This window comes from Pseudomonas fluorescens (genome assembly GCF_003732425.1).
In the GTDB taxonomy this organism is placed as follows: Bacteria; Pseudomonadota; Gammaproteobacteria; order Pseudomonadales; family Pseudomonadaceae; genus Aquipseudomonas; species Aquipseudomonas fluorescens_BE.
In genome coordinates, this window is sequence record NZ_MOBX01000003.1 from 177,073 (window position 1) to 202,740 (window position 25,668).

General features: G+C 58.3%; 21 protein-coding genes. 18 read left to right on the top strand and 3 right to left on the bottom strand.

Features of this window, described 5'->3' with window-relative positions; genetic code table 11:
* The first annotated feature begins 32 nt into the window (after nt 1–32).
* The 13 genes from BK670_RS03455 to BK670_RS03515 all read left to right on the top strand — a co-directional run bounded on the left by BK670_RS03455 (nt 33) and on the right by BK670_RS03515 (nt 17,808).
* Entirely contained in the window at nt 33–779 is a 747-nt protein-coding gene (locus tag BK670_RS03455; protein ID WP_123448618.1) for a fimbrial biogenesis chaperone, read from the top strand.
* Nucleotides 776–1,792, top strand: coding sequence for a fimbrial protein (locus BK670_RS03460; protein WP_123448619.1), 1,017 nt, complete (start codon nt 776–778; stop codon nt 1,790–1,792). Before BK670_RS03455 ends, BK670_RS03460 begins: the two co-directional genes overlap by 4 nt.
* A 146-nt stretch (nt 1,793–1,938) precedes the next feature.
* A complete protein-coding gene (locus tag BK670_RS03465) occupies nt 1,939–3,126 on the top strand; it encodes an EAL domain-containing response regulator (protein ID WP_123448620.1) in 1,188 nt (395 codons plus the stop codon).
* A gap of 153 nt (nt 3,127–3,279) precedes the next feature.
* On the top strand, nt 3,280–3,906 hold the full coding sequence (locus tag BK670_RS03470) for a response regulator transcription factor (protein ID WP_123448621.1): 627 nt from the start codon (nt 3,280–3,282) through the stop codon (nt 3,904–3,906).
* Nucleotides 3,907–7,554: a transporter substrate-binding domain-containing protein gene (locus BK670_RS03475; RefSeq protein ID WP_123448622.1), complete on the top strand. Its 3,648-nt coding sequence runs from the start codon at nt 3,907–3,909 to the stop codon at nt 7,552–7,554. It abuts the gene before it with no gap.
* A 260-nt stretch (nt 7,555–7,814) separates the two neighbouring features.
* Nucleotides 7,815–8,228 carry a DUF4398 domain-containing protein gene (locus BK670_RS03480; RefSeq protein ID WP_123448623.1) on the top strand — a complete coding sequence of 138 codons (414 nt, stop codon included), beginning with the start codon at nt 7,815–7,817 and terminating at the stop codon, nt 8,226–8,228.
* Between the two features lie 11 nt (nt 8,229–8,239).
* Complete coding sequence (locus BK670_RS03485; RefSeq protein WP_123448624.1) at nt 8,240–9,013, top strand: OmpA family protein; 774 nt, start codon at nt 8,240–8,242, stop codon at nt 9,011–9,013.
* Between the two features lie 269 nt (nt 9,014–9,282).
* Complete coding sequence (locus BK670_RS03490; protein ID WP_123448625.1) at nt 9,283–11,454, top strand: autotransporter outer membrane beta-barrel domain-containing protein; 2,172 nt, start codon at nt 9,283–9,285, stop codon at nt 11,452–11,454.
* 163 nt (nt 11,455–11,617) lie between these two features.
* The gene (locus BK670_RS03495; RefSeq protein ID WP_123448626.1) at nt 11,618–12,007 is read left to right on the top strand and encodes an ANTAR domain-containing protein; all 390 of its coding nucleotides are present in this window, start codon (nt 11,618–11,620) and stop codon (nt 12,005–12,007) included.
* A 93-nt stretch (nt 12,008–12,100) separates the two neighbouring features.
* On the top strand, nt 12,101–13,321 hold the full coding sequence (locus tag BK670_RS03500) for an EAL domain-containing response regulator (protein ID WP_123448627.1): 1,221 nt from the start codon (nt 12,101–12,103) through the stop codon (nt 13,319–13,321).
* Between the two features lie 76 nt (nt 13,322–13,397).
* The gene (locus BK670_RS03505) at nt 13,398–13,820 is read left to right on the top strand and encodes an ANTAR domain-containing protein (protein WP_123448628.1); all 423 of its coding nucleotides are present in this window, start codon (nt 13,398–13,400) and stop codon (nt 13,818–13,820) included.
* A 134-nt stretch (nt 13,821–13,954) separates the two neighbouring features.
* Nucleotides 13,955–14,581, top strand: a complete 627-nt coding sequence (locus tag BK670_RS03510) for a response regulator transcription factor (protein ID WP_123448629.1) — start codon at nt 13,955–13,957, stop codon at nt 14,579–14,581.
* A gap of 8 nt (nt 14,582–14,589) precedes the next feature.
* Complete coding sequence (locus tag BK670_RS03515) at nt 14,590–17,808, top strand: ATP-binding protein (protein ID WP_123448630.1); 3,219 nt, start codon at nt 14,590–14,592, stop codon at nt 17,806–17,808.
* A gap of 4 nt (nt 17,809–17,812) precedes the next feature.
* On the opposite strand, the gene dkgB is transcribed toward BK670_RS03515, so the two are convergent.
* On the bottom strand, nt 17,813–18,616 hold the full coding sequence (gene dkgB / locus BK670_RS03520; protein ID WP_123448631.1) for a 2,5-didehydrogluconate reductase DkgB: 804 nt from the start codon (nt 18,614–18,616) through the stop codon (nt 17,813–17,815).
* A gap of 255 nt (nt 18,617–18,871) precedes the next feature.
* Here dkgB and BK670_RS03525 point away from each other — a divergent pair, with 255 nt between their 5' ends.
* The 4 genes from BK670_RS03525 to BK670_RS03540 all read left to right on the top strand — a co-directional run bounded on the left by BK670_RS03525 (nt 18,872) and on the right by BK670_RS03540 (nt 23,221).
* Nucleotides 18,872–19,738: a pirin family protein gene (locus BK670_RS03525; protein WP_123448632.1), complete on the top strand. Its 867-nt coding sequence runs from the start codon at nt 18,872–18,874 to the stop codon at nt 19,736–19,738.
* A gap of 205 nt (nt 19,739–19,943) precedes the next feature.
* Nucleotides 19,944–21,386 (top strand): mechanosensitive ion channel family protein, encoded by a 1,443-nt coding sequence (locus BK670_RS03530; protein WP_123448633.1) that lies wholly within the window; start codon nt 19,944–19,946, stop codon nt 21,384–21,386.
* A gap of 105 nt (nt 21,387–21,491) precedes the next feature.
* Nucleotides 21,492–22,286 (top strand): exodeoxyribonuclease III, encoded by a 795-nt coding sequence (xth, locus tag BK670_RS03535; protein ID WP_123448634.1) that lies wholly within the window; start codon nt 21,492–21,494, stop codon nt 22,284–22,286.
* A 101-nt stretch (nt 22,287–22,387) separates the two neighbouring features.
* Nucleotides 22,388–23,221 (top strand): arylamine N-acetyltransferase family protein, encoded by an 834-nt coding sequence (locus tag BK670_RS03540; protein WP_123448635.1) that lies wholly within the window; start codon nt 22,388–22,390, stop codon nt 23,219–23,221.
* Here BK670_RS03540 and BK670_RS03545 read toward each other — a convergent pair.
* Both BK670_RS03545 and BK670_RS03550 read right to left on the bottom strand, forming a co-directional pair.
* Nucleotides 23,218–23,544, bottom strand: a complete 327-nt coding sequence (locus tag BK670_RS03545) for a BrnA antitoxin family protein (protein ID WP_122609056.1) — start codon at nt 23,542–23,544, stop codon at nt 23,218–23,220. The genes BK670_RS03540 and BK670_RS03545 overlap by 4 nt on opposite strands.
* Before the next feature lie 3 nt (nt 23,545–23,547).
* Entirely contained in the window at nt 23,548–23,832 is a 285-nt protein-coding gene (locus tag BK670_RS03550) for a BrnT family toxin (protein WP_123448636.1), read from the bottom strand.
* Nucleotides 23,833–24,086: 254 nt separating this feature from the next.
* Here BK670_RS03550 and BK670_RS03555 point away from each other — a divergent pair, with 254 nt between their 5' ends.
* Nucleotides 24,087–25,610, top strand: a complete 1,524-nt coding sequence (locus BK670_RS03555) for a nucleobase:cation symporter-2 family protein (protein WP_123448637.1) — start codon at nt 24,087–24,089, stop codon at nt 25,608–25,610.
* Nucleotides 25,611–25,668: the final 58 nt, after the last annotated feature.

Below are 25,668 nucleotides of genomic sequence, written 5' to 3' on the forward strand. Positions count from 1 at the left end.
TGACTCGGCCCTTATCCTTGCGGAGAACCTCCATGCAATCGCTTTCATTCGCTACAACCCGTGGCCTGTTCAATCGTTTGGGCCTCATTGCAGGCCTGTGTGTTCCTTTCTTGGCCAGTGCGGCCGTAGTGCCGGATCGAACGCGAATCGTGTTCGAGGAAAGCGCGCCGTCAGTCAGCGTCACGCTCAGCAACAAGAACGCGCAGTTGCCTTTTGTCGTGCAGTCGTGGATCGAAAACGAAGCCGGTCAAAAAGTCACGACGCCGTTCATGGTGCTGCCGCCCTTGCAGCGCATTGAACCCAGTGAAAGTAGCGTGTTGCGCATCGTGAAACTGCCTGAGCTGGCGTTGCCCAAAGATCGAGAATCGGTGTTTTACCTCAACGTGCGGGAGATTCCACCCAAGACCCAGGCCGTCAACTCGATGCAGATCGCCCTTCAATCGAAGATCAAGCTGTTCTATCGCCCGGCCTCGGTCAAACGCGAACGTGGCGATGATCTGGCACTGGGCCTGAAGCTGAAAATCGATTCGGGCACTAAACAGCTTTTGGTGGAGAACCCGACGCCGTTTCACATCACCGTGGTCGGGCTGCTGGCCGGTGAGCAAAAGACCCGGATGCCGATCGACACGATCATGATCGCGCCCTACGCCAACGCACGTTTTCCATTGACCAGCACGGCGTTCACCTCGCTGCGGGTATCGAACATGAACGATTTCGGTGGGCAGACCGATACGTTGTTCAATTGCGCGGCGAATGTCTGCACGGGCGTCAAGCCATGAAGCGCACGCAGCTCAGGCTTTGTCTGGCGATGCTGTTGCTGATGTTTTCTCAGGCGTCCTGGGCGATGTTGTGTAAATCGTTGAATGACGGCTCTTACCTGAGTGAATACATCGGCCCGGTGTCGGTGCCCGATACGGTGCCGGACGGTACGATCATCTGGCGCTCGAAAACGCATGTGGTGCCCGCCAAGTGCTTTAAGGTTCACGACATCCATTTTGCCGAAGACGACCCGATTTATTTCTACGGCAACCCGGCCGGATTGAACGCGACGCCTTGGGGTATTGAGTTTGGTCTGGTGTACAAGGGCGTGACAGCCTGGGACGGTGACTGGAGCGCCAACCCCACCCAAGGGGTGAATACCGGGTTTGTTTCACGGGGCTGCCCGTCTGCCACCAATGACGCAGAGATGTTGCCGTGTTCGTTGGTCAGTCCGAGCATCGCGTTTCAGGTGGTCATCCGCAAACGCGGGCTGTTACCGCTGCAGCGGCCCTCACAAGATACGTACGACGTATTCCAGTTCGACGGGTTGTATGGACTCAATGGCGGGCCGGGCAACCCGTTCGGTAATTTCCGTTTTCAACTCAGCGGCCTGCAAAACATTGTCGGGACGGCTTGCAGTGTTGATGTGACGGTAACCCCGGAGCCGGGCATCGTCGATTTCGGGATCATCCAGAAAACCGCCACCGGCCTCTCACCGCCCAATCCGACCCGGCCGTTCAGCCTGGCGCTGGAGAAACGATGCAGCACGGCGATCAACCTGGGCGCCACATTGGTCACCACTCAACAGCAGGGTGATTACACCCTTGTGCCCGCCAGTGATAGCCAGTTTGGCATTCAGGTACGGGACTCACGCAACCAACTGGTGCCGATCAACGAACCCTTTCCTCTGGTCAACTTTCCGGCGGACGTGACTCATATCGACCTGCCGTTCAGTGCTTCGGTCGTATCGTTGGGCGATCCCAAGGTCGGGCCGTTCGAAGCAATCATGGTGGTACAGATCATCTATTACTGAGGCAGGCTGCCGGCGCCAGCGGGGTTATTTTTGTATGGGTTGTCTCTGGGAAATTTCCTACATGACTGTCGGATAAGTCCTTCGCAGCATGCTCTCGGCTGTCGCCAATATGCCTGCTCTCAGGTCGATTAAGCGATGAATTGACGATGGCCTCCCCACGTATTCTGGTGTTGGAAAATCAAGGTTTTGCGCGCAGCGTGCTGGTGAAGATGCTGCAGCGCCTGGCCGTGCATGACGTAGTGCAAGCCACGGATGGCGAACATGCGATGGTGCAGATGCACCTGTATGGCGGCGTCGACATCGTGCTGTGCGACCTGACCGATCGCGGGCTCGATTGCCTTGAGTTTCTGCGGCGCGCCAGTCAAAGCGGCATGGTGCGCGCGGTGGTGCTGTGCAGCGAATTGCAACCAGAGTTGCATCGTGCGCTGGGGCAAATGCACTCGCTGGCCGGGCTGCAACTGCTCGGGATACTCCGTCGGCCGATTCAACTGCGCTCACTGCATCGTTTGCTGCACCGCTTCAGTCTCGATCGGACAGTGCCGGTGCCGAGCGTGCTGCGCAAAGAACTGCCCAGTGAAGAAGAGGTGCGCCGCGGGCTTGCGTTGGGGGAGTTTCGTGCCTGGTTTCAGCCGCAGATAGAACTCCAGACCGGCACAGCAGTCGGGTTCGAGGCGCTTGCGCGATGGCAGCACCCGGCACGGGGTGTGTTACTGCCCAGTGAGTTCCTGGCGGCAGTGCTGGCGTATGACTTGATTGATCAGATGTTCAAACACTTGCTGGAGCAGGGCTTGAGTCTTATGGGCATCTTGCGTCGCCAAGGCGTCAATCTGACGCTGGCGTTCAACCTGCATGCCTCGCAACTGGCCAGCGGTGAACTGATCGATCACATCAAACGGGCACTTGAACGACATGCCTTCAAGGGCTCGACGCTGATGTTTGAACTGGCGGAAAACGGCTTGCTCGACAGCGCCCCCGGCATCCATGAAAACCTCCTGCGATTGAGACTATTGGGCTGCGGTCTGTCGGTCGATGATTTCGGCGTGGGCTTCTCTTCGCTCAAGCTGCTATGCCAGCTACCGTTCAATCAGATCAAGCTTGATGGACGCTTCGTCCAGCGCCTGGATCGTCAACGCAACCGCGCCATGGTCACTTGCACTCAGGGGTTGGCGCAGTCGCTGGACATGAGGCTGGTGATCGAGGGCGTCAGCAGTTCGCGGATTCGTGAGGGCCTGCTTGAACTGGGTTGTGACACCGGCCAGGGGTATCACCTGGCCCGGCCCATGACTGGGCACGATTTGCTGCAATGGCTGGAAGCGTTGGGGAGTGCACGGTGAATGCTTCACGGTTTGCTCCGATGTGTTTGCAGAATTTTCCTACACTTCATTCGCGCTCGTGTATTTTTGCTATTCGCACCGAATGGCTGGCTGTACCACTCACACTCATGGCCTTGAAAATGTCGGTTACCGGCGTGTCCTCCAGAGGTTTTTATGCTTAAAGCGATAGTTGTGGACGATCATCCGTTCATTCGCTCTTCGGTCAAGATGTTGCTCAAGCAGGAACAGTTCGAGGTCGTGGCCGAGGCGGACAACGGCGCCGACGCTGTGCAACTGGCCCGTGAACACGCCCCGGATCTGATTATTCTGGATATCGCCATGCCCAAGCTCGATGGGCTGGAAGTGATTTCGCGCATCAGTGCACTGGGGCTGTCGAGCAAGGTGCTGGTGCTGACTTCGCAATCGGCGTTGTTCTACTCCATGCGCTGCATGAAGGCCGGAGCTGCTGGCTATATCTCCAAGACCAACGACCTTGATGAGCTGATCAAAGCCATCAAGGCCGTGATGGACGGCTATACCTTCTTTCCCAATCTGGCCACCAGCTCGGTACGGCGCAGCGATGTCGATACTACTGATCTGGAACTCATCCAGAGTTTGTCCGACCGTGAGCTGACGATCTTGCAACAGTTGTCCAATGGCCTGAGCAACAAGGAAATCGGTGAGGCGATGTTGTTGAGCAACAAAACCGTCAGCACGTACAAGACCCGCCTGATCGAGAAGCTCAAGGTCAAATCGGTGGTGTACCTCGCCGATTTCGCCAAGCGCAATAACCTTGTCTAGATGAATACTTCCTTCAAAAAGTGCTTCGCGGGGCTGTTGCTGTCTGGCTTGCTGATGGCTGGCAATGCCTTTGCTGCTGCGCCTGAAACATTGCAATTGCTTGGGCGTTCGACGGTCGATGAATACTCGGTTTCACTCGACGAGGCGGACTGGAGCTGGTTGCGGCATCGTAAAACGTTGTTGCTGGGCGCTTCGGCTCCCGATTACGCACCGTTTGGCATTACCACTAATGACAATGACTACGAAGGTCTGACGGCCGACTACGCGCAATTGATCGCTCAGTTGCTGCATATCAAGGTCGAGGTGCGTCGGTTTGAGTCACGCACCGAGGTGCTGGCTGCGCTCAAAAACGGTGAGATTGATTTGCTGGGCACCGCCAATGGTTACGAGGCGGTGGATCCCGACCTGGCGATGTCCAATCCGTACGCCGATGATCAACCGACGTTGTTGACCCGTATCGGCGAGAACCAGAACCTGCCGGTGGATCTGGCTGGCAAACGCGTGGCAATGCTCTATCACTATTTGCCGCCAGAAGTGGTGAAGGCGTTTTATCCCAAGGCCATCATCCAGTTGTATCCCTCGACCTTGAGCGCTATCGGTGCGGTGGCGTTCAGCCAGGCGGACGTGTACCTGGGCGACTCGATCAGTTCCAACTACCTGATCAGCAAGAATTACCTCAATAACGTCCAGCTCAGTGATTTCTCGCAGATGGAAGTGCAGCCTTTCGGCTTTGCCGTGAGTCGTGGCAATGACCGACTGTTGCGTATCCTCAATACGGCGCTGGACACGATTCCCACCAGTGAGCGCATGAGCATTTTGCGCCGCTGGAGTGCCGGGGGCGCGACCATGCCCGGGCGACAGATCCTGCATTTCAGTGTCAGTGAGCAGCGTTGGCTGGAGCGTCATCCCAGGATAAAAGTGGCGATCAACGAGAATTTTCTACCGCTGACGTTCTTCGACAGTGAAGGTAATTTTCGTGGTATCAGTGCCGATGTGCTGGCCAAGATCAGCCTGCGCACCGGCCTGAAATTCGACGTGCAACGGGCCGAGTCGGTCAGTGACCTCGTTGATCGGGTGACCAGTGGCAAGGCTGACATGCTCGCCGCGTTTACCCCCAGTACCGAGCGTGAAGGCGCTTTACGTTTCACCCGGCCTTACCTGACCAACCCGTTCGTATTGGTCACGGCCAGCGGCGATGCAAGTCCCCAGACCCTGGATCAAATGGCCGGCAAGCGTTTAGCGTTGATTCGCGGCAACGTATTGCGCGAATACTTGGTGGAGCAGTTCCCTCAGGTGCATCTGGTGACGGCGCGAAATGCTGCCGACGCGATGAACATGGTTGCGCAGGGCGAAGTCGACGGCGCGATCAATTCCTTGCTCAATGCTCGCTACTTGATCTCCCGCCAGTATCGCGGCCAGTTGCAAGTCACCAGCACCGTGGGCACTCAGCAGGCGCGCATAGCGCTGGCCACCGATCGTGGTGCGCTGGAGTTGTACTCGATTCTCGACAAGGCGCTGTTGAGCATTTCCCCTGAAGAAATGGATGAACTCACCAACCGCTGGCGTACTGACGTTGTGGTCGACGACAGCTATTGGTTGCGCCACCGCAGCACGATCATTCAAGGGTTCATCATTGCCGGCGTCTTGCTGCTGGTGGCGTTCGGCTGGATTGCTTATCTGCGCATGCTGATGCGCAAGCGGCGCCAGGCTGAAATCGCCCTCAACGACCAGATGGAGTTCATGCGCGTGTTGATCGACGGCACGCCACACCCGATCTATGTGCGTGACCGCGAAGGACGGCTGGTGACTTGTAACAGCGGTTACCTGCAAGTGTTTGGCGTTGAACGCGAAGCGGTAATCGGCAAAACCGTGACCGACGGGGTGCTGAGTGACACTGTCGAAGCGCAGGGCTATGCAAACGATTACCGGCAAATCATGGATGAAGGCTTGCCGCGGATTGAGGATCGCAAGCTCAGCCTGGCAGACGGTCGTGTCCTGACTATTTATCACTGGATGCTGCCTTACCGTGGCAGTGATGGCGAAGTCAGCGGCATGATTTCCGGCTGGATCGACGTCAGTGAACGCCAGCAACTGTTGCACGAGCTGCGCATCGCCAAAGATGGCGCCGATGATGCCAACCGCGCCAAGACCACGTTCCTGGCGACCATGAGTCACGAGATCCGCACGCCGATGAATGCCGTGATCGGGATGCTTGAACTGGCCATGAAAAAAGCCGATCAGGGCGTCATGGACCGTTTCGCCATTGAGGTGGCCTCGGGCGCAGCGCGGGGCTTGCTCGATCTTATCGGCGACATTCTCGACATCGCACGGATCGAATCCGGCCGTTTGTCGCTGGCGCCGGAGCGGGCCAATCTGCGTGAGCTGATCGAGTCGGTGGTGCGGATATTCGAAGGCTTGGCGCGACAGAAGCAACTGCGCCTGCAACTGGATCTGGATACGCTGGCCAACGTAGACGTATTGATCGATCCGCTGCGCTTCAAGCAAGTGCTGTCGAACCTGTTGAGCAATGCGATCAAGTTCACCGAGGTGGGCCACGTCGTGTTGCGCATGCGGGTAGAACTTGCTGCTGACCAGGATCGGTTGGCGCTATGCCTGCGGGTCGAAGACAGCGGTCGCGGAATATCTGTCGAAGATCAGCAACGGCTGTTCACGCCGTTCACGCAGGCTGGCAACCATGGCCAGTCTGCGCAGGGCGGTTCCGGGCTGGGTCTGGTGATCAGCCGTACCTTGTGCGAGATGATGGGCGGCACGCTGACGATGCACAGTGAACTGGGGCAGGGTACGCAGATTGAGGTGCGTCTGAGTTTATCCACCCTCCAGCCCCAGGCACGCGTGGCGGTGGCCGAGATTGAACCGGTGACGGTCAGTCGGGCGCTGAATATCCTGGTGATCGATGACTATCCGGCCAACCGTTTGTTGTTGTCCCAGCAGCTGACTTATCTGGGGCACCGGGTCACGGATGCGGAAGACGGTGCCCATGGCTTACGAGCCTGGCGCAACGAGTCTTTCGATGTGGTTATCACCGATTGCAACATGCCGATCATGAACGGCTACGAGCTGGCGCGGGCGATACGCGACGAAGAAGCTGCACGAGCGTTACCGCGCAGCCTGGTACTGGGATTCACCGCCAATGCCCTGGCCGAAGAGATGGCGCGTTGCGCGGAAGCGGGCATGGACGATTGCCTGTTCAAACCCATCAGTCTCAAGGATCTGAATGCGCGTCTGGCCTCGGTTACGCCTCACGCCCGACCTGCAAACGAAGTTGAGGATGCCGGCATGGCGGAGGGCGGCGTTGATTTTGACGTGAGCAGTCTTGAGCAACTGACCCGAGGTGACCGGGCGTCAATCAAGAGCCTGCTGGCGGATCTGGCCACCAGTAATGACGACGACATGGCGAAACTTTTGCGCTTGTTCACACAGCATGATTTACCCGGGTTGGCTGACCTTGCACACCGGGTCAAGGGGGGCGCGCGGATCATCAAAGCGCAGTCGCTGATTCAGGCCTGTGAGGCCTTGGAAACCGCCAGCGAAGGTCTGGATTCGGCGGTGTTGACCGAGGCGGTGGACGCCCTTCAGCAGGCCATGGAGCACCTTGCTGCGCAATTGGAAACCTACCTGGAGCACTGATCGCAGGTCTCTGGACCTTTTAGGGTTTGAACATCGATATTTGCGAATTTTCCTACATTCGTTAATGACCCTCCCTCGCTAACGTGCAGTGGTCTCAGCCTCAGGCTGATTCAGACACCGGGCGATCGATAGGGCAATCAGCGCAACGCTGAAGGCTCCTGTCGAAACGCCGCACGCAACGAGCAGGGTCACTGATTCTCGGCAACGCCGACCCCTTCGCGCTGCGTGTCATTCCAATTCTTTATTGTTTGGAGCAGTTGATGAACCTTCAACATCTGTTTTCCCGTGCGCGACTATCAGTCAGCGTGGTGGTTGTAGCGGCAGCTTTGAGTGCCTGTGCCAGCGCACCGATTCCGGAGCAACAGATTTCGCTGTCCAAAGAGGCGGTCAATCGCGCCGTTTCGGCAGATGCGACGCAATACGCACCGCTGGAGATGAAGGCGGCGCAGGACAAGATGTTCCTGATGGAGCGCGCCCTGGGCGAGAAAAATTACCCGCAAGCCAAACTGCTGGCCGAGCAGATCGAAGCTGACGCCAACCTGGCCGAACGCAAGGCGCGGGCGGTGAAGTGGCAGAAGCAATTGACGGATGCACGCAGCGGCATCCAGGTGCTCAAGCAGGAAATGCTGCAAGACCCGGTTACCGGTTTCAATCCACCTGCCAGTGCTCAATAAGGAAAAGCCCCATGCAGACTTTCAAACTACTGCCAGCCGTTTCCCTGTTTGCCCTGATGCTTGCCGGTTGCGCCACACCGCCGGAAAACCCGCAATTGCTGCAAGCCCGTGCGCAATTCGCCGCGCTGCAACAAAAAGCCGAGTCAAACACCCTCGCGGCGATCGAAACCAAGGATGCGTTCACTGCGCTGAACAAGGCCGATCAGGCCTCCCTCAAGGACCGTCAGGCGCCGGATGTTGATCAGTTGGCCTACCTGGCCAGCCAGAAAATTGCTCTGGCCGAGCAGACCATTGTGGGTCGCCAGGCGGAGGCCGGCCTGAAGAAAATCGATGCCGAACGCACTCAGGTGCAGCTCGATGTCCGTACCCAACAGCTCAAGGCCCTGCAAGCACTGAAAGCCAAGAAGACCGATCGGGGGGAGGTGGTGACCTTCGGTGACGTACTGTTCGACACCGGCAAGGCTGATTTGAAGTACGGCGGCCAGCGTCAGTTTCAGCAACTCGCCGACTTCCTGGCCAGCAACCCGGAGCGCAAGGTACGGGTAGAGGGCTTCACCGACAACGTCGGCAACGAAGCCGCCAATCAGGTGCTGTCCGAGCGCCGCGCGTCTTCTGTCGCCAATGCGCTGGCGCAAATGGGAGTGGATCGTCAGCGTATCGTGACCCAGGGTTTTGGCGAGGAATTCCCTGTGGCCGATAACGGTAGCGCGTCAGGACGCCAGCACAATCGGCGGGTCGAAGTGATCCTGTCGAATGGGGCCGAGGAGGTGGGTGCGCGCCACTGATTGCGCCAGTAAACCCGGCTGTCCGCTCTCCCGTGAGGCGAGCGGATTTGCTGCAAACGATGCATTTTCGCTAGACGAATGCTTGTAGTACCGCTCATTTGCTTCGGAAATTTCCTACAAACGTAGGGAAGTTTCCTACTCAGAAAGTTCTCTTTGATCTCTAAATTACAGACCTCAACTGAGCCGCCGGCCTTCCATCAGTCGTTGCTCAGCCCCTATGCCATAGGCATTTCCACTGTCGATCCGACAGTAAGCATGAGGTACTGAACATGAAGACGATCAACTCCAGACAGAATCCTGTACTGACGCTTTCACCCCTCGCCCTGGCCATCTTTCTGTTGCTGCCGGCGCAGGCGAATGCGTTCACTCCAAACGTTAACAACGGTGCTGTAGTCGATGGTGAAACCGTGGTGGGTGGCGCACAGAATATCGGCACCAACGGTACGGCCAACAACACGTTGATCGAAGTCACCGGGACGCAGACGGTTTTTCAGAACGCTGTGTCGAATGACGCTACTGTCAACGGAGTCCAGGATGTTCAGAGTGGCATCGCCAACCGCAGCATCGTCAACGCCGGCGGCTCACAGAAGGTGGGTATCGCTAGTGTCGCCAATGACACGGTTCTGAACGGCGGTGCACAGACCGTGCAGAACCCGACGGGGCGAGCCAACCGGACAGTGATCAATCAGAATGGCGTGCAAACCGTCACTTTGGGGGGGACCGGCGCTGATACAGTCGTCAATACTGGCGGCCTGCAGGTGTTGACCAATCAGGGCGTGGCACGAGATACCCAAATCAACAGCGGCGGCGAGCAGAGTCTGCAAAGGGGCATGTTCGGCGGCGTAGTCGCAACCAATACACGCATCGACGGAGGCTTGCAGAGTGTCTATGACACCGCCACGGCCAACAACAGCACCGTGAGCAATGGCGGGCGGATCAACCTGTACCAGGGCGCACAGGCCAACGGGCTGGTCGCGGAGGCAGGCGGTACCGTTAATGTCATGGAAAACGGCGTGAAAACCGTTGACTCCCTGACGCTCAACGGCGGCAGTGTCGCCTTTGTGCCAAGTACGGATGGCAGCTTCAAGACATTCACCGTCAATGCGTTGTCCGGCAGCGGCAACATCCTGATGAACACCGATATCGCCACTCAGCAAAACGATTTGCTGGTGGTGCAAGGCGCTGGGCTGGCGAGCGGCGATCATACGTTGATCGTCGGGGACTCCGGTCATGAGCCCGCAGCCATGGACGGACGTCTGGTGCTGGTGGACACCCAGGGCGGCAGTGCGAAATTTGGACTTTACGGTGGTCATGTCGATGCCGGTGCGTTCCGCTACACCTTGCAGCAACAGGGTGATGACTGGGTGCTGGCCAGTGGCGGCAGCATTCCCGTCGATCCGGTGACACCTGTCGATCCAGTAACACCTGTCGATCCAGTGACACCTGTCGATCCAGTGACACCTGTCGATCCCGCTAAACCGCTCGATCCGGTGACGCCGCCGACTCCGGTCAACCCACGCCCCGAAAACCTCTCAAAGGGCACTAACGCCGCCATCGCCGCGCACACGGCTGGCGCCAGTCTTTGGAGTGCGCAAATGAACGCGCTGGTCAAACGTCTGGGCGAATTGCGCATGGGGCAGGACGACGGTGGTATTTGGACGCGTGCTATCGGTAAACGCTTCGATGTCAGCGAACACTCCAGCCGTGCTTACACCCAGGACGTCAGTGGTCTGGAAATAGGTGCTGACAAGGCATTTGCTGTCGACAGCGGCAAAGTCTATCTCGGTGCAATGGTCGGCACGGCCCGTTCGGATCTGGACTTTGGCGAGGGCGCCTCGGGTGAGATCGACAGCCGCATGTTCGGCATCTATGCCACCTACCTGAACGACAACGGTGTCTATGTGGACAGCGTGTTGAAGTACAGCCGCTTCGACAACGACATCAAAACCCCGAGCAATCTGGGCGAATCGGTAAAAGGTTCCTACAGCACTAACGGTGTCGGTGCCGACATTGAGATCGGTAAACGCATTGTGCTCAAAGATGGCTGGTTCGTTGAGCCGCAGGTGGAACTCACGGCTACCCAGACCCAGGGGGCGAGCTATACCGCCAGCAACGGTCTGCGGGTCAAGACCGATAGTCTGGACTCGTTGCAAAGTCGCGTCGGTTCGCTCTTTGGTCGTAGTCTGGAACTGAGTAACGGCATGAAAGCTCAGCCATACGTCAAGGCTTCGTACATTACCGAGCATGCGGGCAGCAGCAAAGTCACCGTCAACGGCAATGAATTTGATGCCAAATTGCCGGGTAGCCGTGTGGAAGTCGGGTTCGGTGGTGTGCTGCAAGTCACGGAGAAAAGCAAGATCTCCCTGGATGCCGAGTATGCCAAAGGCAACGGTATCGAGCAGCCATTCGGTGTGAGCCTGGGTTATCGCTATCTCTGGTAAGAAACAAAGCAGCGTCGGGTAGTCCCGACGCTGCTTTTTTGTGGGATTCCAGATGTGTGCGGGTCGCTTTTCAGAACTTTCTTACATAGTTCGTCGAGCTTTTTGGTTAGCGTGACCTGACCCGAGCCGCATGCTCTGACCTTCACGCCATTGTTGAAACCTCATGCCCTATAAATGCTGGCGAATCCTGATCGCCGAAGACCAGCCTTATCTGCGTAGCAGAATCGAGAAGTCTCTCAAGGAACTGGGTTGCCGCAGGCTCACGACCGCGCAGTCTTTTCGCGAGTTGCTTGGCTTGACTCACTACTCGCACGAGCCTTTCGAAGGCTTTGAACTGATGATCATCAACGGCGAACTATTAGCGGCGACGGGGATTGATCCGGTGCGATTTTTCCTCAGCAACCCGCAGATCCGCCACGGTTTGATTCATGACGCGCGTCGAGGCCAGCCGAAGGCGGAGACGATTTATGCCAGCCAGCAACGTCAATTGAACTTGATACGGACGCTCGACCGGCAGTCCCTGGACGCCGTGTTGGTGTCGCTTAGCGCCTAGGAAATTTCCTATGCATTTTGGGACCTTTCCTAGGGTGTTTAGTCCTCTGATTCCTGAAAATTGTCTTGCCCCTCAAGAGATGAGTCGATCGCCATGCCTACTTTGCCGCTCCGTGTACTGGTTCTAGAAGATCATACTTTCCAGCGTTTCGTTGCGGTGAGCATGCTCCAGGCACTGGGATGCCAAGAGGTGTTCGAGGCCAGTGACGGCGCCCAGGCACTGGCAGTGCTGGAAGCCGTCGGCCAAGTGGATATCGCCCTGTGCGACTTGCAAATGGAGGGCATGGACGGGCTCGAGTTTTTGCAGCGAGTGGGCAAGTCGAGGCAGGTCAAGTCGGTCATCATCAGTAGCTCGTTGTCGGCGGATCTGCGTCGAGCGGTGCATCAAATGGTGACGCTGCTCGGACTTGAGTTGTTGGGCGATGTGGGTAAACCGTTGCATGCGCAGGTGTTGAACGATTTGCTGAGAAAGGCCCTCGCCAACCCCGCCAGTCAGCATTCACCGATCGGCGCAAGTACGCTGGTCAGCGAAGACGCGGTGCGGGAGGCCCTGGCTGATGGGCAGTTACAGTCTTGGTATCAACCCAAATTCAATCTGCAGACCGGTGAGGTCAATGGCGTCGAAGTACTTTGCCGCTGGCAGCACCCGACGCAGGGAATTATTCCGCCAGCGGCGTTCATGCCTGTGCTGGAGCGCTGCGATTTGCTCGACGAGCTGCTGTTTTGCCAAGTAGATGAGGTGTTGACGTTGCAGCGCAACGCGAGGGCGCAAGGCTTCGTATTGAACATGGCGCTCAATCTCCACGCCTCTCAACTCGCCAACAGCGATTTGACGGCAACCATCAGGGGACTATTGGCCAGTCATGCCGCACCCGGCTCAGGCCTGACCTTCGAACTGACCGAAAGCGGTTTGCTCGAAGCGCCTGCCACCAGTCTGGAAAGCCTGGTGCGTCTGCGCATGATGGGCTGCCACTTGTCGATCGACGACTTCGGCGCCGGGTTCTCTTCGCTGCAGCGCCTGTGTCAGTTGCCGTTCAACGAGATCAAACTCGACGCTGATTTCATTCGCAACCTTGAGCGCGAACCCCGCTGTCGTGCGGCGATCGCCAGTACTCTGGCGCTGGGCGAAACCCTTGGCATGTCTGTGGTGATCGAGGGCATCGAGACCGATGCGCAGCGTCATGAGTTATTAGCTTTGGGCTGCACGCAGGGGCAGGGCTACTGGTATGCAAGACCGATGGCCGGAAGTGATTTATTGCACTGGCTGCAACAACGCAGTCGTCGGCAGTCCTCGGATGGATCAGCAGCTTTTTAGGAAAAGTCCTACATCACCTGTCTCAGCGCTTGCGTAGTCTTGCCGCACCCAAAACCTGACCACCAGGAGATTGAGCATGATCAACAAGGCCCTGCGTATCCTGATCGCCGACCCGCAGCATTTTCACCGGTTGAAAATCGAGCGTCTGCTCAACGACCTCGACTACTACCGCGTTGCCCCGGTGCAGAACCTCGCCGAGCTGTTGACGTTGGTGGACTACGGCTGCGAGCCGTTCGATGTGGTGATCATCAACACCGATCTGGCGAAAGGCTCACTGGATTTGCTGGGATTTTTCCTCGATAACCCGCAGGTGCGTCATGCGCTGATCTACAACGAACCCTCGGCGCCGTTGCAGATGGCAGCAGGTTTTGCTCAGGAAAACGCGCAGATCAGTCATGTGGAATTACCCAATGCGCAGACGATCAGGCACTTGATGGCGTTGGTCGATGAGCCTCAATGGAGGCAGGGTCTGACCGTACAGCGTCGCGCTTTCGCATAGAAAGACGCTGGGCACAACTGTCAGGTCTGACAGGTGATTCACTTCCCGTTCCGTGTAAAAGTTCCTGCGCAGCCACTGAAGCCAGGTGAGCCTGTACCAATGGTTCGTCGTCAGATTCTGCACCGGGAGTGGACATGAAGTCAGCGTTGATCGTCGAAGATCATCCGGTGGTGCGCGCCGCCGTAAAAATCGTGTTGCAGACCGAAAGCTTCAAACAGATTCATGAGGTCTCCACTGGCGAGCAAGTATTGGAGATGATTCGTGAACACTCGCCACAGTTAGTGGTGCTGGATCTCAATTTACCGGGGCTCAGTGGCCTGGAAGTAATTGTCCGCATCAAAGCCAACTTCCCGGCCTGCCGAATATTGGTGTTCTCCCTGCATGCACCGGAGATCTATCAAGAGCGCTGCCTGCGCGCCGGAGCCATGGCTTATGTGACCAAAAGCAATCATTTGCAGCAGTTGCACAAGGCGATCCAGGCGCTGATGGCCGGTTACAGCTATTTCAGCGCGCTGCCGGACAGCACCATTATGTTGAACGCCATCCAGCTATCGGAAAAGCAGATGATCGATCAGCTGTCCGACCGAGAACTGGCCATTTTGCTGCAACTGGCCCAAGGCAAAGCCAACAAGACCATTGCCCAGGACATGCACCTGAGCCACAAAACCGTCAGCACTTACAAGACCCGCCTGATGACCAAGCTGGGAATAATGTCACTCGTGCTGCTGCGCGAATTCGCCAAACGTAACGGTTTGATTTGAGGGCGGTCATGGAGCTGCGCCGGGTCGTTTTTGCGTTGTTGATGACGCTCGGCACATCGGCCTGCGCGGGCGACGCACCGGTGATGCTGGAAGTGCTGAGCCGGACACGCCCGGGCAATGTCCAGGTACCACTCGATGAGCAGGACCGGCAATGGCTGCACGATCATCCGGTGTTGCGCGTCGGCATTTCCGGGCCTGACTATCCACCGTTCGAGCTGACGCGCAACCGCCATGAGCTGGAGGGGTTGACGGCTGATTACGCGGACCTGCTCGCGCAATTGCTCAACGTGCGGATACAGATCCAGCGCTACGCCAACCGCGACGCCGCCATGGCCGCTGTCAAACGCGGCGACGTCGAACTGCTCGGCACCTCGAACAGTTTTGAGATCGCCGACCCTGCGTTCATTTTGTCCAGGGCTTACGCCGAAGATCAGCCGATGCTGGTGACCCGACTCGAAGACACTTTGCCGGTGGACCTTGCGGGCAAGCGCGTGGCCATGGTCGAGGATTATCTGCCCTTGGCGAGTGTGCAGGGGTTCTATCCCGAGGCGAACGTGCAGCGTTATCCGTCGGCGATGGATGCCCTCGGCGCCGTGGCGTTTGGCTCGGCTGACGTTTACCTGGGTGACTTCATCAGTGCCAACTACTTGATCAACACCAATTATCGTAATGACCTGCAGTTGACCGGACCGGCCGGGCTCGACGCCAATCCGTTCGGTTTTGCGCTGTTGCGTAGCCAGGTGCGCCTCAAACGCATCGTCGATAAAGCGTTGGTAGCCATCCCCATGGAGTACCGTCAGCGCATCGAGCAGCGCTGGAGCGCCGGTCTGGCCGAGATGGCGGAACAATCACGGGTGCAGCTCAGTGCCGTCGAGCGGCAATGGAGCGACCAACACCCGGTGGTGCGTGTCGGCGGCATCGAAGACTTTGCCCCGCTGACTTTTTTTGACGCCGCTGGCCGTTTGAGTGGGCTTACGGCGCAACTGCTGAGTTTGATCAGCCAGCGCAGCGGGTTGAATTTCGAGATTGTGCGCGGGGTCTCGTTAGATCGGCAGATCGAGCAACTGAAGGCTGGTGAACTGGATGTGTTGCCCGCGGTGACGCCCAGCAGTGAGCGGGAAAACGAGCTGCAATTTACCCGAGCCTACCTGAATAACCCGTTTGTACTGGTCAGTGCGGCCACGGCACAGGGTGTGCGCAGTCTTGACGATCTGGATGGCAAGCGCCTGGCGATTTATCGCGGCCATCCGTTACGCGGTTATTTGCAAGAGCGTTTATCGCGGTTACGTTTCGTCGACGTCAGAAGCCCTGCCGAAGGTATGGAGTCGATTGTCAAAGGCCAGGCTGACGCCACGGTCAGCTCGTTGCTGGTGGCGCGTTTCCTGATCTCGCGTCATTACCCCGAACGCCTGCGCATCGTCAGCACCGTGGGGGATCAACCGGCCCGCATCGCGCTGGCGATTGCGCCGCAAGCCTCGGCGCTGCATTCGATCCTGAACAAGGCATTGCTGAGCATCGCCCCGCAACAGATGGACGAACTGGTCGAGCGTTGGAGCGATGATGTGGTGGTGGATGACAGCTACTGGCTGCGTCATCGTCGTGAGATTTTCCTCGGGTTTGCCGCGGCGGCAGGCTTGCTGGTGCTGGCGCTGGTGTGGATCGGTTTCCAGCGCTGGCAGATCCGCCAGCGTCAGCAATGGTTGCAGCAATTGCAGCAAGCCAAGGACGCGGCGGACGACGCCAACCGGGCCAAGACCACGTTTCTGGCAACCATGAGCCATGAAATCCGCACACCGATGAACGCCTTGATCGGCATGCTCGAACTGGCACTGAAACGGGCCGAGGAAGGGGTGACCGATTGTCTGGCGATTCAAGTCGCGTCTAACGCGGGTCAACAATTGCTGGCCCTGATCGGCGATATTCTCGACATCGCACGCATTGAAACCGGGCATTTGTCTCTGGCTCCCGAACGGGCCAACCTGCATGAGCTGGTTGTTTCGGTGTGCCGGGTGTTCGAGGGGCTGGCTCGGCAGAAGCGTTTGCTGTGGCACATCGAAGTGGATGCGCACAGCGATGTCGACGTGTTGATTGACCCCACACGCTTCAAGCAGGTGCTGTCGAATCTGCTGAGCAACGCGATCAAGTTCACCGAAGACGGCGAAGTGAGTCTGCGGCTGGTTGTGACGCCTGCGTCAGCCGAGCGACTGGCGGTAAAAGTGCTCATCGAAGACAGTGGGATCGGTATCAGCGATCAGGACCGGCAACGGCTGTTCAGTCCGTTCGTGCAGGCGAGCAGTAACGCTCAATCGGCGCGCAGCGGTTCAGGTCTGGGCCTGGTGATCAGTCGCAGCTTGTGCGAAATGATGGGCGGCGTCTTGCGGCTCGACAGTGAACCGGGACGCGGGACACGGGTTGAAATCAGTCTCCCGATGCCACTGCTGCAGGCGTCGCCACAGATTCCGGCGCTCCCGCAAGTACGGGAGGCTATCGGGCAGTCACTCAGCGTTCTGGTGGTGGACGATCATCCGGTGAATCGTTTGTTGCTGTGTTGGCAGTTGAGTGAGCTCGGGCATCGCACGGTCTACACCGAGGACGGTCATGCCGGGCTGGAGGGTTGGCGGGCCCAAGCGTTCGATGTGGTGATCACCGATTGCAATATGCCTAGGGCCAGCGGCTACGAACTGGCGCAGGCCATTCGTGACGAAGAAGCGGCAAGTGGGCGGGCGCCTTGTCTGATCCTCGGGTTTACTGCCAATGCGCAGGTCGAGGAGAAGCTTCGCTGCCTCGATGCCGGCATGGACGAGTGCTTGTTCAAACCGATTCGATTGCACGATCTGCAGCAGGCCTTGAAGGGGGGCAGCCATTGTCAAAGCGATGTTCAACCGGTCGAGGACGTTGCCCTGACGGAGCTCGATCTCAGCACGCTGGAGCAGATGGCCGGCAATGATCACGCGATGATCAAACGCCTGCGTGAAGAAGTGCTGAGCAGTCTGCACAACGATTTGCGGCGTCTTGATGGCTTGAACCCTGAACATGACTGCGGCGGATTGCGCGAACTGGCCCACCACATCAAGGGGGGCGCGCAAATGGTCGGTGCTGCGCGTGTGGCGTCGGCGTGCGCTGATCTGGAAGAAGCCTGCCGCGCGGCCGAAGGCCTGGCCGTCGTCACGGCAATCAAGACGTTGCGCGCGGCCATGCACGGCCTCGCGCAACGTCTTGAGGCTTAACGGTTCAATCCCACTGGGGCGCAATGCTTGTTGGACTGGTCAGGCGATAGCCGCGATCCAGTGTGGCAATGTGCATCATGTCGGCATCGCTCAGCGTGAGTGCGGTGGCGCCGAGGTTGCTCAGCAGGTTGGCGCGCTTGGTCGATGAGGGAATCACCGCATAACCCGATTGCATGGCCCAGGCGAGAGTGACTTGCGCCGGGGTGGCCTGCAGGCGCTCGGCGATCTGCTGGATCAGCGGATCTTTCAGTACTTCGCCGTAAGCGAGGGTCATGTACGAGGTGATGTGGATCCCCTGACTTTGGGCGAATTCGACCACTTTGCGGTTTTGCAGGTAGGGGTGAAGTTCGACCTGATGGGTCGCGATGTTGTCAGCGCCGACCACCGCAATCGCCTGTTTCATCAGGTCGATCGTGAAGTTGGAGACGCCGATCTGCCGGGTCAGGCCCAGACGCTTGGCTTCCAGAAGGGCCTCCATGAATTCTTCGACCGGTACCTGTTCGTCCGGCGATGGCCAGTGGATCAGCGTCAGGTCGAGGTAGTCGGTTTGCAGTTTTTGCAGGCTCTCTTTGAGACTGTCGACCAAGCGCTCCCTGGCGAGGTTGGCGACCCAGATCTTGCTGGTGATGAACAGCTCGTCACGCGCGATGCCGCTGGCCGCCATGGCCTGGCCGACGTCAGCTTCGTTTTCGTAGATCTGCGCGGTATCGATGACCCGGTAGCCGAGTTCGAGGGCGGTGCTCACCGAATCGATGACGACCTGGCCTTGCAGACGAAACGTACCAAGACCAAACGCGGGAACAGACATGAAGGACTCCAGGGTTGCAGTGGGAATGGGCTGCAGTATTCGCGTCTGCTTCGATGAGAAAAACCGTCGGTGGGGCAAAGCACCTTTGACCTCAGATCAAGAATCTTTTTCGCGACTTGCGGTGTCCTTGGAGAACCTGCCCGAAGATGATTGTTCTGTATATGGAACGCTGAGATCGATTTTTGCCGTCTAGTGCATTAAACGTCATGGATTTAAGCTTAATCCATTGCGTTAATCATCCGATTGGAGCCAACCATGAAAAACCTCATCGGTATTTACACCAGCCCGCGCGGCCATTGGGTCGGCGATGGGTTTCCAGTTCGCACGCTGTTTTCCTACGACAATCTGGGCAAACACATCAGCCCGTTCCTGCTGCTCGATCATGCGGGGCCTGCCGAGTTCACCCCCACCACCGAGCGCCGTGGCGTTGGTCAGCATCCACACCGTGGTTTCGAAACCGTGACGATTGTTTATGAAGGTGAGGTGCAGCACCGCGACTCGACTGGCAGCGGCGGCACCATCGGTCCCGGCGATGTGCAATGGATGACGGCTGCTTCGGGAATCCTTCATGAGGAGTTCCACTCGGACAACTTCGCCAAAACCGGTGGCAAACTGGAAATGGTTCAACTGTGGGTCAATCTGCCGGCCAAGGACAAAATGGCTGCGCCGGGTTACCAGACGATTGTCGACGGCGACATCCCGAGCGTCGCGCTTAAGGACAACGCCGGCAGCTTGCGTTTGATTGCCGGTGAGTTCGATGGCCACAAGGGCCCGTCGCGCACCTTCACGCCAATCGACGTGTGGGATCTGCGTCTGAACGCTAACAAGTTGCTGACGCTGGATCTGCACGAAGGGCGCAATACTGCGCTGGTGGTGTTGAAGGGAACAGTAGAGATCAACGGCGACAAAATCGCGCGTGAGGGGCAGTTGGCGCTGTTTGAGCGCGATGGACAGCAACTGACCCTTGAAGCAAACCAGGACGCGGTGGTGTTGTTGCTCAGCGGTGAGCCCATCGACGAACCGATCGTCGGCCACGGCCCGTTCGTGATGAACACTGAACAGGAAATCCACCAGGCTTTCGCCGACTTCCAGTCCGGACGCTTTGGCCGGATGCATGCCTAGCACAAATCTCTGCAAGAGCCGCCGCAGCTGCGATCATTTGATCTTGATCTTTAAAAATCAATGTCAAAAGATCGCAGCCTTCGGCGGCTCCTGCATTCGGGTTTGTGGTGTTTTTGCGCGGGCGTTCATCCGCTGAAATCAATTGCTCCTACACTTGCTCAATCTGTGCGATCTTCTCGCGATTGGCCCCCGTCGGAGTTGTTTGATGCTGTCTCTGCTCACCGAACATCCGTTGTTCTGCGCGTTGATCCTGATCCTCCTCGATCTGGGCCTGTGGCGTCTGATCAGTTCCCATGGCAGCGAATGGAAACTGCTGGTGCGGGTGCTGATTTTCAGCCTGTTCAGCGTGCTGCTGTTCAACGAAGGCCTCAACCCGATGGAGCCGGCGCCGTGGGCCGAGAATGTGCCGCTGCACCTGGCGGCGACCGGCCTGCAAATTGGCTGGTGGCTGTTCGGCGCGCGCACCCTGACGGTGTTGATCGGCGCGGTGATGATGCAGCGGGTCGGCCACACCGGGCGGTTGTTGCAGGACTTGCTCGGCGCGGTGATTTTTCTCATAGCCATCATCGCGGCGCTGGCCTATGTGCTGGATCTGCCGGTCAAAGGCGTGCTGGCGACCTCCGGGGCGTTGGCGATCATTGTCGGTCTGGCCTTGCAGAGCACGCTCAGTGATGTGTTCTCCGGGATCGTCCTCAACACCACCAAGCCTTATCAACTGGATGACTGGATTTCCATCGACGGCACCGAAGGCCGGGTCACCGATATCGACTGGCGCGCCACACGCCTGCAAACCAGCCAGGGCAGCATGGCGGTGATTCCCAACTCGTTGGCGGCCAAGGCCAAGATCATCAACTTCAGCCGTCCGAGCAATATGTTCGGCGTCGCGGTCAGCGTGCAGGTCAGCCCGCACGCGCGACCCAATTCGGTGATCGATGCGCTGGAGCGGGCGATGCAGGGCTGCCGGCAGTTACTCGATAATCCGGCGCCGAGCGTGGCGCTAAAAAGCTCCGGCAGCAGTGGCACGGAATACGAGATCAGCGGGTTCGTTGCCTCGATGGGCGAGAAGCGGGTGGTGCGCAATCAGCTGTTCGACCTGGCGTATCGGCACCTGCAGGCGTCCGGGGTCAATCTGCTGTCTAGCGATGAAAGTGCTGCGCCGAGCAACCTGTCGCGGCCCCGGGCGTTGCTCGACAGCTCGGCGATTTTCTCCACCCTGCGCCAGGAAGAGAAGGACACCTTCTGCCAGAACATGAGCCTGCAAACCTTCCGTGCCGGCGAAGTCATTCTGGCGGGTGGGGAGGTCAGCGATCACTTGTTCATTATCGAGTCTGGTGTGGTGTCGGTGACGTTGAAACGCCACGGCACACTGTTCGAATCCGGGCGCATGGGGCCGGGCGAGGTGATCGGCGAGGCAGGGATCTTGTCCGATACCGCGTTGCCGGCGGACTTTTCGGCGAAGACCTTTTGCGCGTTGTATCGCATCGAGAAGTCGTACCTCAAACCGTGCCTCGATGCGCGTCATGACATCCACGACGCGATGCAGACGCTGCTCGATTTCCGCCTGCACAAGGCGCAATCCCTGACCGAGGAAGCGCCGGCGGTTGCACCCAAGAGAGGCTTTTTGCAGTGGCTGCGCAATCGCGCCTGAGCATTACCGGTCGCCGACGGCACGACCATGTGTGCCGATCCGATGCAACCGCCGCGAGGGTCTCGGGGTCAGATTTTTTACCGCCCACGTGCAGGAGCCCAGCCGATGAAAAACCTGCGAATCGCCACCTACAACGTCAACGGTTTACGCGCGCGTTTGCCGAACCTGCTGGACTGGCTCAAGCGCGAACAACCGGACATCGTCTGCCTGCAAGAATTGAAATCGGTCGACACGGCGTTTCCTGCGGCAGAACTGGAAGCCGCTGGTTACGGCGCGCTCTGGCAAGGCCAGGCTTCGTGGAACGGCGTGGCGATTCTCGCCCGCGACGCGCAGCCGCTGGAGAGCCGGCGCGGTCTGCCGGGCGATCCCGATGACAAGCAAAGCCGTTATCTTGAAGCGGCGGTGCACGGCGTGCTGGTCGGGTGTCTGTATTTGCCCAACGGCAACCCGCAGCCGGGGCCGAAATTCGATTACAAACTGGCATGGTTCGAACGGTTGATCAGCTACGCGAAAGACCTGCAAAGCAGCGATCACCCGGTGGTGCTGGCCGGCGACTACAACGTCGTGCCCACCGACATGGACATCTACAACACTCGTTCCTGGCTCAAGGATGCGTTATTGCAACCGCAGAGCCGTGAGTGTTATCAGCGCTTGCTCGATCAAGGCTGGACCGATTCGCTGCGGCATCTGTATCCCGAGGATCGTCTCTACACGTTTTGGGATTACTTTCGCCAGCACTGGCAAACCAACTCCGGTCTGCGTATCGATCATCTATTGCTCAACCCGGCGCTGAGTCCGTATTTGCATGAGGCCGGGGTAGACGCCTGGGTGCGCAATGAACCGCACGCCAGTGATCATGCGCCGACGTGGATTCGCATCGGTTCCCGCAAGAAACGCTAGCGGGCGATTGGCGAAATCAATTGTCGAAAACAGGGCCTGATCCCGTATACATGGCGACCATCAACGCAGCGACCTGCGGCCCCATGCATAAGGATCGAGCAATGAGTGAGCCACGCCTGACGAATCTGAAGCTGTACCTGCAACGTCTGGGTTTTGAAACGCCACCGCAACCGACACTGGCGACCCTGCGCCTGCTGCAATTGCGCCACACCGGCGTGTTTCCTTTCGAGAACCTGGCGACGATCACCGGGGCGCCGGTACTGATCGACTTGCCGTCCATTGAAGAGAAGGTCTTGCTCGGTGGGCGCGGCGGTTACTGCTATGAACTGAATAACCTGTTCTTTGCCCTGTTGCTGGAACTGGGGTTCGACGCCCGTGCCATCAGCGGGCGCGTGGTGATGAATCAGCCCGAAGGCAGCTGGACAGCGCGCACGCACCGTTTGAGTCTGGTGACTATCGACGACGTGCGCTACATCAGCGATGTCGGCTTCGGCGGCATGGTGCCGACCGCGCCGTTGCTCCTCGACACTGAAGCCGAGCAAGCGACTCCTCACGAACCTTATCGCATCGAAAAACAGGCTGACGGTTACATGCTGCAGGCCAAGGTGGCGGGTGAGTGGCGGCCGATGTACCTGTTCGATCTGCAACGCCAGGAAGACATCGATTACACGGTCGGCAACTGGTACGTCTCGACGCATCCGGAGTCACCGTTTACCCAACGTCTGATGGTCGCACGCACCGGGGAGGGTTGGCGCAAAACGCTGAACAACGGCAGTTTCGCTTTCCATCGCATGGGCGCCAGCAGTGAGCGGCGCGAGGTGGCGGAAGTCGGTGAGCTGATTGAATTGCTGGCGCGCGAGTTTGGTCTGCACCTGCATGATCTGCCTCACGTGCGGCAGGTTTTGGCGCGGGTGATCGCGTCTGTTTCCGTCTAGGGTTTGGCGTCGGGCTCCAGCACTCGACGGATTTCCCCAACCGCTGCCGACAGCTTTTTCTCGAGGCTCTTGAGGTCGGCGGCGGTGATGCCCTTCTTGAATTGTCCGCTCGATTCGACTTGTTCCGGTTTTGCAGCGGCATCCAGCAACGCATGACGCAGGGTGTTATTGATCACCGTTTGGTAACCGAACCCTTCGTTCTCCGCGACCGTACGCGCCGCTTCGATGACGGCGTCGTCGAGCATGATGGTGATGCGGGTTTTGCCTTTGTTTGACGCCACTGCGCCGCGTTTGCCCTGAGAAAAGTCATATTCGTCTTTCATCGGTCAAGCCTCCAGAAAATAAGCGCAACGCTCGCTCGGTGTGGCGGCACGTGCAGAAATGATTCGAACGACATTCGCGTCCCGGTAACTGTATGCAACGACCAACAAACGCCCTTTGCCGTTGAGGCCAATAGTGATCCAGCGTTGTTCGTCATGGTCGTTGTCCTCGATCGTCAGCGCTCGTTCGTCGTGGAAGACCGGTTCAGTTTCGGCGAGGCTGACGCCTTTGTGCTTGAGTTTGTTGGCTGCGTTCTTGCTTTTGTCGTACTGAATAGTGAATGACTTCATTATGCATACTTTATATGTATAAAAAAGAGTGCGACGGTGCCGCTGGTCGCCATGAACACTTCAGCCTAGTGGGCGTTGGCGCAGACACAGAAGCGCATGTGTTGCCGGATTTGTGGGGGATGCAAGCGGCGGGATAGAAGGTTGGGTGGCTACCTATCCATTATGTGACTGACAAGTTGTATACAACTCTATGGACATTTGTCGTGAGTATTGAATACAGTGTGCGCATAACAAAAACCAGGGAACCCCCCACCATGAAAACGCCCCATGTTTCACACCAACGGCCCGAGGACGAAAATCTCGGGGTCGGCGCGAATATGGCTTACGGCCTGCAACATGTTCTGACCATGTACGGCGGTATCGTTGCGGTGCCACTGATCATCGGCCAGGCGGCCGGCCTGTCGCCGGCGGACATTGGTTTGTTGATTGCTGCTTCATTGTTTGCGGGGGGGCTGGCGACACTGCTGCAAACCCTGGGTCTGCCGTTTTTTGGCTGTCAGTTGCCGCTGGTGCAGGGCGTGTCGTTCTCCGGTGTGGCGACCATGGTCGCGATCGTCAGCAGTGGCGGGGAGGGCGGCTTTCAATCCGTGCTCGGCGCGGTGATTGCGGCGTCGTTGATCGGCTTATTGATTACGCCGGTGTTCTCGCGAATCACCAAGTTCTTCCCGCCCTTGGTGACCGGCATCGTGATCACCACCATCGGCCTGACGCTGATGCCGGTGGCCGCACGCTGGGCCATGGGCGGTAACAGCCATGCGCCGGACTTCGGCAGCATGCAGAACATCGGTCTGGCGGCAGTCACGCTGGTGCTGGTGTTGCTGCTGAGCAAGGTCGGCAGTTCGACCATCTCGCGCCTGTCGATCCTGTTGGCCATGGTGATCGGCACGGTGCTGGCGGTGTTCCTTGGCATGGCGGATTTTTCCAGCGTCACCACCGGGCCGATGTTCGGCTTCCCGACGCCGTTCCACTTCGGTATGCCGACTTTCCACTTCGCCGCGATCCTGTCGATGTGCATCGTGGTCATGGTGACCTTGGTGGAGACTTCGGCGGACATTCTCGCGGTCGGTGAAATCATCGGCACCAAAGTCGATTCCAAACGTCTGGGCAATGGTCTGCGGGCAGATATGCTGTCGAGTATGTTTGCGCCAATCTTCGGTTCGTTCACTCAGAGCGCCTTCGCCCAGAACGTCGGTCTGGTGGCGGTCACCGGGATCAAGAGCCGTTACGTGGTCGCGACGGGCGGCGTCTTCCTGGTGGTCCTCGGTCTGCTGCCATTCATGGGCCGGGTCATCGCGGCGGTACCGACCTCGGTGCTTGGCGGCGCCGGTATCGTGCTGTTCGGCACGGTGGCGGCGAGTGGTATCCGTACGCTGTCCAAGGTGGATTACCGCAACAACGTCAACCTGATCATCGTCGCCACCTCGATCGGTTTCGGCATGATCCCGATCGCCGCACCGAACTTCTACGATCACTTCCCGAGCTGGTTCGCGACCATTTTCCACTCGGGCATCAGCTCGTCGGCGATCATGGCGATCCTGCTCAACCTGGCCTTCAACCACTTCACCGCCGGTAACTCGGATCAGCAATCGGTGTTTGCGGCGGCGGAAGAGCGGACCTTGCGCTATCGCGATCTGGCGGCGCTGCGTGAAGGCGATTACTTCAGCGACGGCAAGCTGCATGACTGCGATGGCAAGGAAGTGCCGGTCATCGAGCCGGATGATCACGATCATGGGCACGGTGCGCCGAAGGTGCAGGTGAAAAGCAGTGAGCATGTCTGACGGCTGCCTCTGAATAGAAAAGGGCCGATCTGTTTTTTACAGATCGGCCCTTTTTCAT